Origin of the sequence: Corallococcus sp. CA049B (assembly GCF_003611685.1) — a bacterium.
Taxonomy (GTDB): Bacteria; Myxococcota; Myxococcia; order Myxococcales; family Myxococcaceae; genus Corallococcus; species Corallococcus coralloides.
In genome coordinates this window covers 1-15,214 of sequence record NZ_RAWC01000067.1, presented here as the reverse complement: position 1 = coordinate 15,214, position 15,214 = coordinate 1, and the positions used below count along the sequence as shown (strand labels likewise).

14 protein-coding genes are annotated in these 15,214 nt (G+C 71.9%); 5 read left to right on the top strand and 9 right to left on the bottom strand.

What is annotated here, in order from left to right; genetic code table 11:
• Positions 1-25: 25 nt before the first annotated feature.
• From D7W82_RS17165 to D7W82_RS17150, 4 genes are all read left to right on the top strand, one after another.
• Positions 26-1,522, top strand: coding sequence for a hypothetical protein (locus tag D7W82_RS17165; protein ID WP_120619385.1), 1,497 nt, complete (start codon positions 26-28; stop codon positions 1,520-1,522).
• A gap of 84 nt (positions 1,523-1,606) precedes the next feature.
• Positions 1,607-2,038, top strand: coding sequence for a VOC family protein (locus tag D7W82_RS17160; RefSeq protein ID WP_120619384.1), 432 nt, complete (start codon positions 1,607-1,609; stop codon positions 2,036-2,038).
• 9 nt (positions 2,039-2,047) lie between these two features.
• Complete coding sequence (locus D7W82_RS17155; protein ID WP_120619383.1) at positions 2,048-2,410, top strand: helix-turn-helix transcriptional regulator; 363 nt, start codon at positions 2,048-2,050, stop codon at positions 2,408-2,410.
• On the top strand, positions 2,407-2,892 hold the full coding sequence (locus tag D7W82_RS17150; RefSeq protein ID WP_120619382.1) for an SRPBCC domain-containing protein: 486 nt from the start codon (positions 2,407-2,409) through the stop codon (positions 2,890-2,892). Before D7W82_RS17155 ends, D7W82_RS17150 begins: the two co-directional genes overlap by 4 nt.
• A 19-nt stretch (positions 2,893-2,911) precedes the next feature.
• On the opposite strand, the gene D7W82_RS17145 is transcribed toward D7W82_RS17150, so the two are convergent.
• The 3 genes from D7W82_RS17145 to D7W82_RS17135 all read right to left on the bottom strand — a co-directional run bounded on the left by D7W82_RS17145 (position 2,912) and on the right by D7W82_RS17135 (position 8,867).
• Positions 2,912-3,853, bottom strand: coding sequence for a hypothetical protein (locus D7W82_RS17145; protein WP_120619381.1), 942 nt, complete (start codon positions 3,851-3,853; stop codon positions 2,912-2,914).
• Positions 3,854-4,046: 193 nt separating this feature from the next.
• Positions 4,047-5,615 (bottom strand): ATP-binding protein, encoded by a 1,569-nt coding sequence (locus tag D7W82_RS17140; RefSeq protein WP_158617682.1) that lies wholly within the window; start codon positions 5,613-5,615, stop codon positions 4,047-4,049.
• 207 nt (positions 5,616-5,822) lie between these two features.
• Positions 5,823-8,867, bottom strand: a complete 3,045-nt coding sequence (locus D7W82_RS17135) for a TonB-dependent receptor domain-containing protein (protein WP_120619379.1) — start codon at positions 8,865-8,867, stop codon at positions 5,823-5,825.
• A 361-nt stretch (positions 8,868-9,228) separates the two neighbouring features.
• On the opposite strand from D7W82_RS17135, the gene D7W82_RS17130 reads away from it, so the two are divergent.
• A complete protein-coding gene (locus tag D7W82_RS17130; RefSeq protein ID WP_120619378.1) occupies positions 9,229-9,648 on the top strand; it encodes a hypothetical protein in 420 nt (139 codons plus the stop codon).
• Between the two features lie 9 nt (positions 9,649-9,657).
• Here D7W82_RS17130 and D7W82_RS17125 read toward each other — a convergent pair whose 3' ends face one another.
• From D7W82_RS17125 to D7W82_RS17100, 6 genes are all read right to left on the bottom strand, one after another.
• Positions 9,658-10,128 carry a helix-turn-helix transcriptional regulator gene (locus D7W82_RS17125; protein ID WP_337459953.1) on the bottom strand — a complete coding sequence of 157 codons (471 nt, stop codon included), beginning with the start codon at positions 10,126-10,128 and terminating at the stop codon, positions 9,658-9,660.
• 252 nt (positions 10,129-10,380) lie between these two features.
• The gene (locus D7W82_RS17120) at positions 10,381-10,989 is read right to left on the bottom strand and encodes a putative glycolipid-binding domain-containing protein (RefSeq protein ID WP_120619407.1); all 609 of its coding nucleotides are present in this window, start codon (positions 10,987-10,989) and stop codon (positions 10,381-10,383) included.
• A 19-nt stretch (positions 10,990-11,008) separates the two neighbouring features.
• Positions 11,009-11,833: a DUF4157 domain-containing protein gene (locus D7W82_RS17115; RefSeq protein WP_233587705.1), complete on the bottom strand. Its 825-nt coding sequence runs from the start codon at positions 11,831-11,833 to the stop codon at positions 11,009-11,011.
• Positions 11,793-12,191 carry a hypothetical protein gene (locus D7W82_RS17110; protein ID WP_233587704.1) on the bottom strand — a complete coding sequence of 133 codons (399 nt, stop codon included), beginning with the start codon at positions 12,189-12,191 and terminating at the stop codon, positions 11,793-11,795. The genes D7W82_RS17115 and D7W82_RS17110 overlap by 41 nt, the downstream gene beginning before the upstream one ends.
• A gap of 152 nt (positions 12,192-12,343) precedes the next feature.
• On the bottom strand, positions 12,344-13,588 hold the full coding sequence (locus D7W82_RS17105) for a metallophosphoesterase (protein WP_370451018.1): 1,245 nt from the start codon (positions 13,586-13,588) through the stop codon (positions 12,344-12,346).
• 106 nt (positions 13,589-13,694) lie between these two features.
• Positions 13,695-15,214: MYXO-CTERM sorting domain-containing protein (locus D7W82_RS17100; RefSeq protein ID WP_233587702.1), on the bottom strand; the 1,520-nt coding region annotated here is incomplete at its 5' end.

The following is a 15,214-nucleotide window of genomic DNA, read 5'->3' as shown; positions in this document are numbered from 1 at the left end:
TTTGCATTTCTCTCAGGGGGACAGAATGCATTGTCGTTGGCTCGTCGTCGCGCTGCTCCTGCTGTCTGTCGGATGTGCCCACTCGAAGCGTGCACCCGAAGCAGAGCTGCCCAAGTACGAACACGTCTTCCAGAAGCCGCTGGCAGAGGCGCTCGCCGCCACGCGCCAGCTGCTGGAAGAGCAGGGTTACACGTTCGAGGACACGGAGGATCCGAACCAGCTCGTCACCACCTGGTCCGAACCCGACCGGGCCGGCTCGCGCAACACCACCTACACGCGCTACCTGGTGACCGGCATCAGCGTGGCCCCGCGCCAGTCCGTCGTGCGCATCTTCCGCATGACGCAGCAGGCGGCGGGCAATGACGTCGAGTGGAAGAAGGTGTGGTGGAAGGTGTACATGGAACGCTGGGAGCAAGAGGCCAATCCCTTCGTGAAGGAGGTGGACTTCGGCCAGGACGACGCGATGACCAAGCGGCTGTCCATGCTGCGCGGCGCCCAGCACGGCACCCGAGACCTGGACCTGGAGCAGGCCCTCACCCTGCGGCTGGAGTCCGCGCCCTCCGTCGAAGTCCTCGCTGGCAATGTGGTGGAGGAGAAGCGCCCGGACCCTGTCCGCGCGCCGGAGTTCTACCTGGAGCGCTGGAAGGACGAGGCCGTCGCGGAAGGACCGTGCACCACGTCCGTGCGCGGCCTGCCGGAGCTGCTGCACCCGGGGCTCACGCTGCTCATCGGCGAGCAGCTGGGCTCCAACGAAGTGCCGGACGTGGTGGGCCACGTGGTGTGCCAGGCGGCCCAGACGGGGCTCGCCGTGGTGCTGGGCCTGTCGCTTCCCGAAGCGGAGCAGGCGCGCGTGGACAAGTACCTGTCCAGCCCCGGCGCCCCGGCGGACCAGGACGCGCTGCTGGAAGGCCGCTTCTGGACTCGCACGTACCAGGACGGCCGCAGCAGCCGCGCCGTGATGGACCTCATCGACCGCATGCGGGCCCTGCGTGCGGCGGGGCTGCGCGTGACGGTGGTGGCCTACGACACGGACGTGCTCAACGGCAGCGAGCGCGACGCGGCCCTGGCCCAGGTCTGGACGAAGCGCCGCGCCGCGAAGCCAGACGAGGTCCAGGTGGTGCTGGCGGGCAACACACATACGCAGATGCGGAAGGGCACGCAGTGGGACCCGGCCTTCACCCCCATGGCACACCTGATGAAGGAGAACCGCTCGCTCGTCGTATTGGAGATGAGCTACGCGCAGGGCCTGCGCTGGGGCTGTGACCTGGACCGCGACAGCAAGCTGGTCTGCGGCATCGTGGGCGCGACGCCCGCGCCAAAGGTGGCGGCCCTCCCCGGCCAGAGCCCGCACATCCTGATGCAGCCATCGTCCGCGAACGAAGGCCTCCAGGGCCTGCTGTACGTGGGCAGGCTCACCGCCTCCCTGCCGGCCATCCTCGGGCCCAACGTGGAACCGCCGAAGGACCCTCGCCAGGCTCCCCGCACTCCCGGCCGCGACCACCCCCTCCCGGGCATCTTCTAGCGGCTCACAGGTTGACGAACGTTAACGTCAGGGTTAACCATTCACCCTGACGTTAACGAATTTCGTCCGCCCGGAGCCACCGCCATGAAGCCCATCCCCCAGGACTGGCCGCGCATCTCCTCCAGCCTCTTCTACGTGGACGCTCCCGCCGCCATCGACTGGCTGGAGCGCGCGTTCGGCTTCCAGACGCGCCTCAAGGTGGAGGGCGCGGACAACACCATCGTGCACGCGGAGCTGGCCTACGGCGACGGCGTCATCATGGTGAACTCCTCCGGGCGCCACGGCCTCCACCAGAGCCCGCGCCTGCACGGGGGCGTCAACACGCAGACGCTCACGGTCTACGTGGACAACGTGGACGCCCACTGCGCCCAGGCGCGCGCGGCCGGCGCCGACATCATCCAGGAGCCCGAGACCAAGAACTACGGCGACGACTGGGGCACCAACCGCACCTACGGCGCCCAGGACGTCGAAGGCCACCGCTGGTGGTTCACCCAGCGCGTCTTCACGCCGAAGTAGGCTCCCGTCATGGCCACCCCGTCCGCGCTCGACCGCACCCTGGCCGCCCTCGCCGACCCCACGCGCCGGGGCGTCGTGGACCGGCTGCGCCGCCGGCCCCACCCCGCCGGAGAGCTGGCCGCCGCGTTCGACATGAGCCCCCCGGCCATGTCCCGCCACCTGCGCGTGCTGCGCCAGACGGGGCTCGTGGAGGAGCGCATCGACGCGGACGACGCCCGCGTGCGCGTCTACTCCCTGCGCCCGGAGCCCTTCGCCGCCCTGCGCGGCTGGCTGGACGAGGTGGAGTCCTTCTGGGGCGACCAGCTGGGCGCTTTCAAGGCCCACGCCGAGCGCACCCGCGGCACGAAGCCCTCCGGAGGCCGCAAGTCATGACGGCCGACCGCGCCCGCGTCACCACCTTCGTCGCCGTGTCCCCGCTGGATGCCTTCGAGGTCTTCACGGAAGAGACCGACCTCTGGTGGGGCAAGAGCCCGCGCTACCGCGGCCTCCAGAACCCCAGCGGCGTCCTGCGCTTCGAACCGCTCGGCCCCGGCGGCCGGCTGGTGGAGTCCTTCGAGGACAGGGTCTTCGAGATCGGCCGCGTGCTCGTCTGGGAGCCCGGCGCGCGGCTCGTCTTCCAATGGCGCGCGAGCAACTTCGCCCCCGGGGAGACCACCGAGGTCGACGTCCGCTTCGAGCCCACCTTCGGCGGCACCCGCGTGGTGTTGGAGCACCGGGGCTGGGACGCCATCCGCATGGACCACCCCGTGCGCCACGGCCAGGATGGAGCGGCCACGGTCGCGACCATCGGCCGCTGGTGGGGGGACCTCGTCACGCGCCACCGGCTCCACGCCGCGCGGCCCCGCCCCACTTGAGGAAGCCCCCTCCCGCTGTCTACTTGCAGGGGCCGCAGTCCGAGCAGCGGTCCGGCGTGGTGCTGGCGCCGCACTTCTCCGTCAGCTGACACACGCCGTCGCCGCAGCGGTAGATGTCCTGGGGCAGCATGCGCGTGGTGATGGGCCGGTAGTTCACCCCGTTGTACGTGCAGCGCGTGTAGTACGTCTTCGTGGCGTCCAGCGTGCAGTAGTACCGGCACGCCCCCACGTGCTGCATGGGCGTGCACGCCGTCGTGTCACTCCAGGACGACAGGCCGCAGGTGCGCACCGTGCTCTCGTCGTAGTCCAGGTACGCGCCGTCATTCGCCGCGAACACACCCTCGCCCGTGAAGAGGTTGCCGAAGAAGCACGCCTCCTTCTCGCTGTAGGTGCTCAGCTCGTCCTGGGTGTACGGCACCGCCCCGCCCACCGCGTCGCGCCCCAGCACGGAGATGTTCACGTGCACGCCGTACTTGTTCGCGTGCGCCGCCAGACACGCGCTCACCACCTGCTGCTCCGCCACCGACATGGGCTGCCCCGCGGACCAGTCCGGCGCCAATCCCAGACTCCCGTCCCAGACGTAGGGCTTGCCCGTAGCCGGGGCGTGGTACCTCAGCGTCGTCCCCGCCGCCATCGAGCACTTCACCACGTAGCTCATCACCATGTCCGACAAGACAGGGGCCTGCTGGAACCAGATCCGGAACGCGTCCGTGGCCAGGCCATTCACCGTCAGGCCATTCACCGTCAGGCCATTCACTGTCAGCCCATTCACCGTCAGGCCATTCACTGTCAGCCCATTCACCGTCAGCCCATTGGTGGAGGCGAGCGCGTCCGAGGACTGGCCCACCTCCTCCGTGGCGTCGCCGAGGGAAGCACCGCAGCCCACCAGGGCCGCGGCCAGACAGAGCGCCGTCCAGGGGGAGGAACGGAGCAAAGAGCTGCGAGGGGGATTGAGATGCATGGGGACTGCCTCCGCGTGAGGGCCTCACGAGCCGTGCGGCCTGATCAACCGGTAAACGCACTCCGATGAAGCGCGCAGCATCCCTGCCCTCCCGGCCCATCCCCTTCGGTCCTTCGCACAACACGCGCGGCGTGCGGCGGCGGACGCTCCCTCCCTCAGCGCATGGCGGCGAACGCTCACCCCTTCCAAAAGATCAGGCGGTTCGCGTCCGACCCCGGCCGGCCTTCGCCTTCGCCTTCGGGCGCGGCGGCCGCGGCAGCCGCACCGTGAACGTCGTGCCCTCCTTCTGCGTCGACGTCACCTCCACCGTCCCCCCGTGCGCCTGGACGATCTCCTTCACGATGAACAACCCCAGCCCCAGCCCGCTGTTGCGCCTGCCGCCCTGCCCGCGCTCGCCCTCGCCCTGGCGGAACGGATCAAACAGCCGCTCGCGCAACTCCTCCGGGATGGGATTGCCGGGGTTCTGCACCTCCAGCACCTGGTGCTCGCCCTTCGCCCAGCAGCGCAGGAACACCGGCGCGTCCGGGCTGCCGTGCTCCAGCGCGTTGCCCACCAGGTTGGAGAGCACCTGCGCCAGCCGCTCCGAGTCCCACTCCCCTTCCGCCTTGCCGTCCACGTCCACCGCCACCGCGCGGTCCGGGTACGCCGCGGACAATTCGTCCACCACCTGCTGACACACCGCCCCCAGGTCCGTGGGGCCCTTGCGCAGCGGGATGCCGCCGGCCAGCCGGGCGCGCGTCAGGTCCAGCAGGTCCGCGATCATGTTCCCCATGCGCGTCGCGGACGCCTCGATCCGCTGCGCATGCTGACGGTGCTGCTCCGGCGTGCACTCCAGCGGCCCCCGGCGCTTCTGCGCTCGCGCGGACAGCACGATGGCGTTGAGCGGATTGCGCAGGTCATGCCCCAGGATGCCGATGAAGCGCTCGCGGAATCTCGCCTCCTCCACCATCGTCTCCATCTGGCGGGTGCGCTCGGTGACGTCCATCATCGAGCCAATCATCCGCACCGGGCGCCCCTCGTCGTCGCGCGCCAGCACGCCCCGGTCCAGGACATGCGCCCAGCTGCCGTCCGCGCGCTGGAAGCGGTACTCCTCGCTCCAGACGTCACCCGTGGACGCGACGAACTCCACCAGCCGGTCCACCACCCGGTCCCGGTCGTCGTCGTGCACGCGCTCGCCCCACCAGCCCAGCTTGTGCTCCAGCACGGACGTGGCGTGGCCGAACGCGTTCCCCGTGCCCGGGTCCCACCGCACGTGGTCCGTGGCGAAGTGCCAGTCCCACAGCACGTCATGCGTGGCGCGCGTGGCCAGCCGGTAGCGCTCCTCCGCCTCGCGCAGCGCGCTCACCGTCTGCTCCGCCCGGGCCAGCGCCGCCTCCACCTCCTGCCGCGCCGCCCGCTCCCGCTCCGCCTGATGCGCGTCCGCCGCCTGCCCCTCGTCGCGGGGCAGCAGCCACAGCGCCAATCCCTCTCCGTGCCGCACCACCACGTACCGCCGCCCCGCCGCGTCCCCCGGCAGGAGGCCCACCTGCGGCACCCCGCGCATCAGCACGCGCACGAACGTCGCCACGTCGAACAGCGCGGCGCCCTCCCGCGTCCACAGGGACACGTGACGGCCCAGCTCCAGGGAGCGCACCCAGCCCTCCGCTGGCACGTTCATGGACGTCCACCGGAAATCGAGCGCTTCGCCCGTCTCCCCGTGCAGCGGCTCGAGGAGGATGCAGGGCGTCTCGCTGTCAGCGGGCAGTTCCCATGCCGGAGCCATTCCCGGCCCCCAGGACAAACCCATCATCGTGCTCCCCCCGACGCTACAGGTCTGTTCCCCCACCCCTAACGTCGGTGCCGGGCAGGCTGGAAAAACCCGCGTCTCACGGAATACTGACACATCTGGCCACGAGTGGAGCAGCCCTGGAGGGCAGGGGGCGCGAAATTCGGTTCATCCCCGAGCAGTGGACCTGCCCTGGAGGGCAGGTCAGTAGCGGCCCTTGACGCCGATGATGGGCAGGGCGATGGGCAGTCCCACCGCACTCTTGGTCAGGGGTTGCCGGCTGTAGCCGCCGCCCAGGTAGTCGAAGCCCAGCGTCTCCGTGTTGAGGGTGACGTTGAGCATGTCCAGATAGGCCTCCAGGCTGAAGGTGTCATAGGCCCAGGCCTTGGAGACGCGCAGGTCGAAGCGGAAGAAGGCCGGCAGCCGGTCCACCCGGTCGCGATCCACCTGCACCCACGTGGGGCGGCCGTCGGGGTCCACGCCCTCGCGGTGCGTCTGGCTTCCCAGGGTGCCGTACTCCGGGCGTCCGCTGTTGAAGTGGAGCACGCCTCCCAGGGTGATGTTGTTGGAGAACTTGTGGCTGACCACCAGGTTCAGGATGTGTGTCTGGTCGAACGCGAAGGGCAGATCCGCGGACTCCTCGGAGATGGCCCGACCTGATGAGTCATACCGGTAGAAGGTGGTGCGCCGCGTGCTGCGCTGGAGGCTGTACGAAAGCCAGCCGAACCAGTTGTTCCCCAGCGGGTAGCGGATGAGCAACTCCAACCCATACGCCAGGCCATGGCTGGTGAAGTCCGGCAGGTCCCAGTCGTCCCGGCTGATGGGCGGTCCATCCACGTCAATCTGCCGCGCGCGCACCCGGCGGAAGCCATCCTGGCGGACGCCCCCACCCCCGGGCGCGGGCGGCGGCTCGTCCGGATCACCGCCGATGCCATCCAGGTCGTTCGTCAGGCCCTCATCGGAGAAGGGCGTGAGCTCGATGGTGCGCAGCATGGGGTTCACATAGACATCCAGCCCCACCTCCCACTTGTCGAAGGCCTTCCACTCCACCCCGGTGGAGAGCTGCACACCCTCCTGGAGGCCCAACAACAGGCTGCCCACGTCCACCACCGGCAGGCTGATGAGGGTGGTGGGCGGCTGGTGGAAGATGCCCGCGCCGCCCTTGAGCGTCACGGTGTCGGTGAGCTTGTGGCGCACGGTGAGGCGCGGCTCGAGGACCTTGTGGTCGAACCCGCCGGACAGGTGGTAGCTGTCCAGGCGCAGGCCGGGCACCACCGTCCATCTGTCATTGGGCGTCCACACGGCCTCCGCGTACGCGCCGGTGAAGGTGGCCAGCGCCACGGGCACGCGCACCGTGTCCTCCTCCACCTCCTGGCCGTTCTCCACGGAGAGCACGTCCACGATGGCGCGCTTGTGCTCCAGGTCCGCGCCCGCGCGCAAGAGCAGACGCTCCTCCAGGGGCACGCTGTAGCCCAGGCGCCCGGAGAAGTTGCCCTGGTCGATGTAGATTTCGTTCCCGTTGTCCGGCCCGCGCGACACGACGGCGAAGCGGTCCAGGCCCCAGGTGCCGCCAAGCTCGAGCTCACCCTTGCCCAGCGGGTGGCGGCCGCGCAGGTCCACGCGGTGGAAGGCGACGGACTGGAGCGCGGTGTCGCCCTGGTCGTCCTGCGCCTCCGAGCCGAAGGTGTCCGACGAGCCAAAGGCAAACAGCCGCAGCTTGCCCCGCCCCACGTCCTGCTCCACGCGGGCCTGGTAGTCCCAGAAGTCCAACACCACCTTCGGGTTGGTGCGCCCCGGCGGCGGCGGGTCCTGCAACTGATTGGCCGCGAGCGCGATGATCCACGGCGTATAGGAATAACGGCCCGCGAGGCTGACGCTGGTGCCGGTGGACTTGAAGGGCGTCTCGATGAAGAAGCCCGCGTTGATGAAGTCCGCGTAGGCGCTGCCGTGCACGCGGTCGTCGCGGGGACGGGTGAGGCGCCCGTCGATGGCGCCGCCCATCAGCCGGCCGTACTGCGGCGGCGGCGAGCCCGGATAGAAGTCGATGGCGTCCAGGAAGTCCGGGTGGATGACCGCGGGCCCCAGGAACAGGTGGAAGAGGATGGGGATGCGGATGCCATCCAGGAAGTAGCCCGTGGACGCGGGCTGGCTGCCGCGCACCACCGGGTACGCCACGCCGGACAGCATGCTGCCCACGCCCGGCAGCAGCATCACCACGCGGAAGGGGTCGCCCATGGTGCCGGGCACCTCCCGCAGCTCCGCGTCGTGCAGCGTGATGCGGCTGACCTCCGTGCGCTCGCGGTCGCCTCTCACCACCGTCTCGTAGGGGTTCACCACGAGCGGCTCCAGGCCGTAGACGACCTCCAGCGACTCGCTGGCCTTCAGCGCCTCGCGGAACAGGCCGGGCTTGTGGCCGGGAGCGAACACGCGCACCGCCTGGCCGCCCGTGGGGAAGCGCGCCTCGAAGCGGCCGTTCTCGTCCGTCTGCACCGGCGAGTCCGGCGCCGCGTCCGACACCAGCGTCGCCCCAATCAGCGGCCGGCGGTTGCCCTTCTGCCGCACCAGGCCCTTGAGGGTGATGGGGCCTTGCGGCGCTAGTGTGCCGCCGTCCGCCGCGGTGGCCATGGGGACGGGCGCCTCGAAGCGGTACTCGAAGAACAGGCGCACCGCGACGGGCTGGCCCTCCATCCTCGCGGGAGAGAAGCGCAGGGACGGCGCCGCGTGCAGCGCGGCCTCGTTGAGCAGCGGGTGCACGCCCTCCACCAGCGTGGCGGTGTCCACCTCGCCCGCCTCGTCGACCAGCAGCTCCAGCTTCACCGTGCCCGCCACGCCCTCGCCCACCAGCCGGGGCGGGTACGGCGCGGGCGAGTCCCTCACCAGCGCGGGCGGCACGAAGGCAGCCAACGCAGGCCCCCCGTCAGCGCCGTCGCCGGGAGCCGCGCCGGGCTCCACCGCCCAGCCGCCGTCCGGGGTGCGCTGGAGGTCCGCCTCCTTCGCGACCGCGCCCGCGCCCCCGTCCCGGGCGCCGTCCCCTTCCGTCCACGGCGCGTCCAGGCTCCGCGGGGCGGCGCCGGGGGTGAGGTTCTCCTCCGTGACAGGCAGGCCCGCGTCCAGGGTGTCGCCCAGCCGGGCACCGCCAGGGTCCGCTTCAGGGGATTGGGCCCGAGCCGGGAGCGCCGTCCACGACAGGCACAGGGAAAGGGCCAGCGCGGCGGCGTGCCAGGGCGTGCTCCTCTTCGCGAAGGTCATGGTCGATGGCGTTCGTGCAAGGCAGGTCCCGGCCAGCACCCATGAGGCCAGGGGATGTCCGCCCTGACAAGCGCTGCGCCGTGACGCGTGCCATCACCGCCCGGCCGGGGCCGTGCGGGCGGCGCACCTTTTCCGCTGGAGGACACTTGCCCTCCGCGTCACGTCTCGCCGTGGATGGCGGGGTGGGTCCCCGGGACGGGGCGCCCCATTTCGGATCCATCCCCACCTTCCAGGAAGTCGCCCTTTCCCATTTCCCGGACGCCATGCCCATGGTGCAACGCCCCAACCCTCCCAGAGCACTCTCCAACGACATGCACCAAGGCAGGGTTCGCGCGGCGCCCGGCGTCACGCGAGCCTGCTTATGATTCCCCCGCCGTCCCTGCGCTACCTTCCCCACGGACTGCTCGCGTCACTGCTGTTGGGCCTGATGTTGATGCCGCTGCTCTTCCCGCCGTCGCTGGCGCGCGCGGGCAATGAAGGGCCGGACACGTTCATCGACGAAGGGCCCCCCGGGGCCACGCCCTCCAGGGAGGCGACCTTCGTCTTCACCGCCACCACGCTGAAGCCCGTGTTCTGGTGCTCGCTGGATGGCAGCCTCTACATCCCCTGCGAATCCCCGTGGCGCCTGAAGGACCTGCCCCTGGGCGAGCACACCCTGGACGTGTACGCGGTGGACGTGAACACCGCGCAGCGCGACACCACCCCGTCCGGCTGGGTGTGGCGGGTGACGAAGGCCGACCCGCGCGCGGGCACGGCCCGCCCTCCCACGTCGGCTCCCTGAGAGGCCCTCTCAGCGGCGCGTGGGCAGGATGGCGCTGGCCACCAGGCTCATCAGCTTGAGCTGGGGGCGCGGCAGCCGGCGCACCGCGCGCAGCAGGCGGCGCATCTCCGGCAGGTCGTCCTTGTCCGTGGAGTCCTCCTCCCACAGCCCCGCGCCCGCCGCCGCCGCCAGGGCCAGCCCCAGGGACGCGTCCGCGGACAGCTGCAGCGCCAGGCACAGGCGGAACAGCGTGGGGACGCTGGGCATCATCTTGCCCCGCTCCAGCCGGCCGTAGACCTCCGACGCGATGCCGACGCGATCCGCCACGTCCGCCTGCGTGAGGCCAGCCCGCAGCCGCGCGGCCCGGGCCGCCGCCCCCACGCTGACCGCCAGCTTGCGCTCCAACTGCCGCCGCGACAGCGCCGCCGCCGACGCGGGCGCCGCACGGGGCTTCTTCCGGACGCGGCCGGATGCGAGAGGACCTCGGGGGTGGGTTTTCACCACATCAACCTTGCACGTGACGTCCGGTGGGGTGGCCGCAAGGCTCGCGACCCCTCCACCGCCGGAACGGTTCAGAGGTCGTTATAACCCGCCACGTCACCCGGGCCCATCCCTATATGGGAGGTAGTCCTGCATTCCCTCGTCCACGGGAAGCGCGTCGTTCACGGCTCCATTAGCCTACATGAAACGACACGCAAATCCTGCAAGGACAGGGAGATTGTCCGGGTTCGGGGTCCCGGGTTGCGCCGGGGCTCAACCGTCCGTCGTGGCGACGCGTTCCCAGCCGTCCGGGTAGTGCGTGACGAGCCCCAGCGCGTCGGTGTCCAGTTCGGCGACGAAGGTGCCTTGCGCGCTCTCGTAGCGGTAGCGGGTGGAGGACAGCCGGGTGTAGCGCTGCTCCAGCCGCTCCAGGGACAGGTCCGGCAGCCGCACCCACGCGGCCGTCACGTCCCGGGCCTGGCCGGGCTCCAGCCCCAGCCGGCGGATGGGCAGGGTGTTGGTGGCGGGGGTGACGCTCAGGTCCACGTCCACGCACCCGCGCAGCTCCGGCACCTCGCGCCCGTCGCGCCACCAGCGCTGGTGGTCATCCACCTGGAGCACCAGCGTGCGCCGCGTGCCGCCCTGGTGCACGGCCAGCCGCGCCTCGCGCGTGTGCCAGTCCGGGTCGCACGCCACGGTGTAGCGCACGAGCAGCGGCAATCCCTCGCCCACCCCCACCACGGTGCCGGTGAGGAGGGGCCCTTCGGCGGACTCCCACAGCTCGAAGTGCTCGGTGCCGGGGGACTCCAGGCGCCGCCAGGTCAGGGACTGGAGGCAGCGGCCCTCGGGCGCTCCGCCGGGCCGGGCGGTGCGCGCCGTCATGGAGCCGGGACGGGCGGCCTCACGGCGCGCCACGTCCTGCGTAGAGGCAGTCCAGGGCCTCGTCCAGCAGGCACAGGGCGGCGTCGCTCCAGCCGCGCAGCCGCTGCTGGGGCGTGGGGCGGCCCACGTGGGGGATGAGCTGCGCGTCCGCGGCGTCCTCGATGAACTGGGCCTGCTGCTCCGGGTTGAGCTCCGCCCAGCGCCGGTGGCCCACGGCCTTGCGCCAGTCGTAGCCGTCACCCAGGTACTGGGCGGCGAGCGCGCCGCTCAGGTAGCCCGTGCCGCCGTGCTGGTGCTGCCACACGTGCGTGAGCTCGTGCACCAAGAGCCGGAAGCCCACCGCGCCGTAGCCGGGCGGGATGAAGAGGACATCCCCATGCGCGAACGCGCGGCCCGGCAGGCCCAGCAGGCCCAGGGCGCCCTCCTTCACGCGCACGCAGCGGTAGTCCAGGCTGTCGCCGAAGATGGGACGCAGCCGGTCCACCTCCGCGTCCGTCAGCCGGCGGCCCACGGGCTCCAGGCCCGTCACCACCTGCACGGCGGACAGCACGCGCCCGCCCAGCATCAGCACCAGGTCCACCGGCACCTGCGCCACGCGGAACAGGCAGCGCTTGAGCTGGGGCAGCCCGTCGCGGGAGCGCCCCGTCGCGCAGCGGGCCATGCCGCTGGCGAAGAGCATCAGCGCCAGGTACGCGCTGCGCGCGGCGCCCGCGGACGCCCCGGCGATACCGGTGAACAACCCGTGGCCCGCGTCCGCCACCCGCGCCGTCAACGGCGCCAGGCGGGGAGCGTCACGGCGGGAGTCACGGACGGCTTGCGGATTGAGCGAGGTGGGAGACCCCAAGGACCCTCTCCAGGAGCGAGCGCAGCTCACCGGCGCGCCAGGGCCGGCCGAGTGCGAAGTGGGTGTCACAGGCCGTCAGGAACGTGGCGCTCGCTTCAGGACGGAAACCGGAGGACAGGAGGATGCGCGGACCGTGGAAGCCCCGGTCCACCAGACGGCAGAGGAAGTCGCTCACGACGCGGCGATCCGCGTCCAGGTCCAGCACCAGCCCGTCCACCGCCACGCCCATGTCCAGCCGCCGGTCCGCCGACGTGGCCCCCAGCGACGTCACGATGCGGCACCCCAACCCCACCTCGCGCGCCACCGCCAGCCGGACCTCGGGGGACTCGGAGACCACCAGCAGCACCGGCGCCGCCATCCCCGTCCGGGGCGAAGCGACCGGGACCCGGGTCCCGCGCCGCGCACCCGGGACCGCGGGCGCCGTGGGACGGCTGAAAGCGAATTCCGGGACAAGGAGGGAAGATGGTGCGGTGGACACGCCCCCAACAATAAGCAGCAAGAACGGAAATATCAAGCTTGGCTTGAATCACCGGTAGAACGGGGAGCTCCTACCAGGGTGAGGGCTGCGATCTCCGGGGCGGGGCCCAGGCGCATGGGGGGGCCCCAGTAGCCGGTGCCGCGGTGCGTATAGACCCGGGTCCCGGCGACGGTGGCCAGGCCCTGGACGACGGGCTGCTGGAGCTTCACGAAGAACATGAAGGGGAAGATCTGCCCGCCGTGGGTGTGGCCGGACAGCTGGAGGTCCACGCGCAGGCCCTTGAGGGACAGGGCGGTGCGGGGCTGGTGGGCCAGCAGCAGGCGGGGCACGTCCGGCGGGGCGCCGGCGAGCGCGAGGTCGGGGCGGCTCTCCAGGGGCGGATCGATGTGGCCGGCGTCGTGGTCGGTGACGCCCGCGACGACGAGCTCCGCGCCGCCGCGTTCCACGACGCGGTGCTCGTTGGTGAGGACGGTGATGCCCAACCGGGCGACCTCGGCCATCCAGGCGCGGGCGCCGTGGTAGAATTCGTGGTTTCCGGTGACGTAGTAGACGCCCAGCGGGGCCTTCAGGGACGCGAGCGGCGTCATCTGGTCGCGCAGCTCGTCCACGGAGCCGTCCACCAGGTCCCCGGTGATGGCGACGAGGTCCGGCTTCAGGGCGTTGACCTGATCCACCACGCGCTGGAGCCACACGCCGTCCAGGGTGGGCCCCACGTGCACGTCGGACAGCTGCACGACGCGGATGCCCTCCAGGCCCGGGCCCAGGTCCTGGAGCGCCACGGTGGTGCGCTCCACGCGGGCCCTGCCGCGCGCGGTGACGAAGGCGAAGGCCACGGCGGGCACGACGGTGCCCAGCACGGCGGCCGCGCGGCCCCGGGCGAGCGCGTGCATGTCCGTGACGGCGCCGGACAGGGACAGCGCGGCGCCGACGACGTCCGAGGCGAGCACGGCGGTGAGGAACACGCCGAACGCGCCCAGCCAGAGGTACGCGCCCCACTGGATGACGCGGGTGAAGCCGGTGGCCTCACTCCGGCGCGAGGCGGCGCGGAAACCCGCCAGCAGGACGAGGAAGCAGAGGCCCAGGAGCCCCCAGCCCACGGCGGCCCAGGGAGCGGGCCAGCCGGGCGCGGTGAAGAGGCGCAGGCCGATGTAGACGTGCAGCGCGACGGGCAGGCCCAACCCCAGCAGGAGGGACAGCACCCACCGCCAGCGCGGAGCCCCGGCCGAGCGCCGGGCCCGCCGTGGAGCACCTTCTTCCGAGGACACGTCCGTCGTCACGCGCGCCACCCTGTCGCCCCGGGAGCCGGGACGCCTTCGAGCGCGGGAAGATAACGGCCCCCCTCCCGCCGCGCCCGCCGACCCGGCCGGACGCCCGGCGGGCCCCTCAGCTCCGCATGCGGCGGCGGCGCACCAGCGCGCCCAGCCCCACCAGCGCCCAGAGGCTGATCATCCCCGCGGGCGCCGAGCCGCATCCGCAGCCCACGTCCAGGTCGGTGGGGCCTCGCACCTGGAAGCCCACCTCCGGTGAGCGCAGCCCCGCCTCGCCCTGCGCCGTCACCACCTGCGCGACGACCTTGTGCGCCCCCGTCGCGAGCGCGGTGTCCGCCGTCAGCACGTGGCGGAAGACGCCTTCGTCATCCGCGGTGGCGGTCGCGAGCGCCGTGCCGTCCAGCTCCAGCCGCACGGTCGTGCCGGGCAGCGCCACGCCCACGAACATGAAGGTCGGATCCACCGTCGCGCCCTCCTCGGGCACGAGCACCATGGGCGTCGCCGGATCCACCGTGCCCGCGTCGGTGCCGCCATCCGTTCCGCCGTCCGCGCCAGCCACCACCACCTCGAAGCCCACGACGTCGGAGTACGGCCCGTCATCGCCCGCCTCGTTGTGCGAGTGCACCGTGACCTTGTGCGTGCCCACGCTCAGCGGCGCGGAGTCCGGCACCTGGTAGCGGAAGCGCCCCAGCAGGTCCAACGGCACGATGTTGTCCGGTCCGTCGTCGATGACCACGCCCACGCTGGTGCCATTGGGCGCGGTGCCGGCGAACAGCGGCGTGGGCCCCACGGTGTCCCCATTCGAGGGCACCACCAGCACGGCCATCTGCACGACGCCACCGTCCGCGAGCACCACCGCGGGCGTGGTGAAGCGCACCGGCGTGGAGGGCTTGCTGGCCACGCCCAGCGACTCCGCCCACGCGACGACGTCATGCACACCCGCGCTCAGCGGCGCGGTGGGGTCGAAGGTGAAGCGGCCATCCGACCCTGGCACCGTCGCGCCAATCTCCCGCCCATCCACGACGATGTGGACGACCGGCCCGGTCATGCCCGCGGTCCCTTCGAAGCGCGGGCGCGTGGCGGTGGACGCCTCGTCCGACACCGGCGCCGTGATGACGGGCGTGACGGGAACCTGGAAGGGCTGGGCCACCTCCTGCACCGTCCCCGTGGACGCGCCGCCCGTGGACGGGTCCCTGTCCGGCCCCGCGCCGTACGAATCCGCGCCCGGGTAGGCGGACACGCCCGCGCTGCCCGCGCTCGCGTTGGGCGCACACGCGAGGGTCTTGCCCTCGAGCAGGATGCGGCCCCCGGCGCCACCGCCGCCCGGCCCGAAGGGCTGCTTGTCCATCTGGGTGTTGCCGCCCGCGCCGCCCCGCGCCTCGACCCCGCCGCAGTTCAGGAGGTCCACCGCGCGCAGCACCACCGCGCCGCCCGCGCCGCCACCGCCCGCGCCGCCGTTGCCCGTCGAGGCCCCCGCCGTCGACCCCGAGGCGCTGTAGACGCCCTTGCCATCGAACGCGGTGGCGCGGATGAACACCACGCCGCCGCCAGCGGCGCCGTTGGAGCCGGCCGCGTCGGAGCCCTGCCCCGCGCCGCCACCACCGCCGAACGTGAAGCGCTCGAACACGGAGTGGC

What these genes read in the sequence shown, in the direction of transcription:
- D7W82_RS17165 (WP_120619385.1), top strand. Translation starts at nt 26, where the DNA reads ATGCATTGTCGTTGGCTCGTCGTCGCGCTGCTCCTGCTGTCTGTCGGA.
- D7W82_RS17160 (WP_120619384.1), top strand. Translation starts at nt 1,607, where the DNA reads ATGAAGCCCATCCCCCAGGACTGGCCGCGCATCTCCTCCAGCCTCTTC.
- D7W82_RS17155 (WP_120619383.1), top strand. Translation starts at nt 2,048, where the DNA reads ATGGCCACCCCGTCCGCGCTCGACCGCACCCTGGCCGCCCTCGCCGAC.
- D7W82_RS17150 (WP_120619382.1), top strand. Translation starts at nt 2,407, where the DNA reads ATGACGGCCGACCGCGCCCGCGTCACCACCTTCGTCGCCGTGTCCCCG.
- D7W82_RS17145 (WP_120619381.1), bottom strand. Translation starts at nt 3,853, where the DNA reads ATGCATCTCAATCCCCCTCGCAGCTCTTTGCTCCGTTCCTCCCCCTGG.
- D7W82_RS17140 (WP_158617682.1), bottom strand. Translation starts at nt 5,615, where the DNA reads ATGGCTCCGGCATGGGAACTGCCCGCTGACAGCGAGACGCCCTGCATC.
- D7W82_RS17135 (WP_120619379.1), bottom strand. Translation starts at nt 8,867, where the DNA reads ATGACCTTCGCGAAGAGGAGCACGCCCTGGCACGCCGCCGCGCTGGCC.
- D7W82_RS17130 (WP_120619378.1), top strand. Translation starts at nt 9,229, where the DNA reads ATGATTCCCCCGCCGTCCCTGCGCTACCTTCCCCACGGACTGCTCGCG.
- D7W82_RS17120 (WP_120619407.1), bottom strand. Translation starts at nt 10,989, where the DNA reads ATGACGGCGCGCACCGCCCGGCCCGGCGGAGCGCCCGAGGGCCGCTGC.
- D7W82_RS17110 (WP_233587704.1), bottom strand. Translation starts at nt 12,191, where the DNA reads ATGGCGGCGCCGGTGCTGCTGGTGGTCTCCGAGTCCCCCGAGGTCCGG.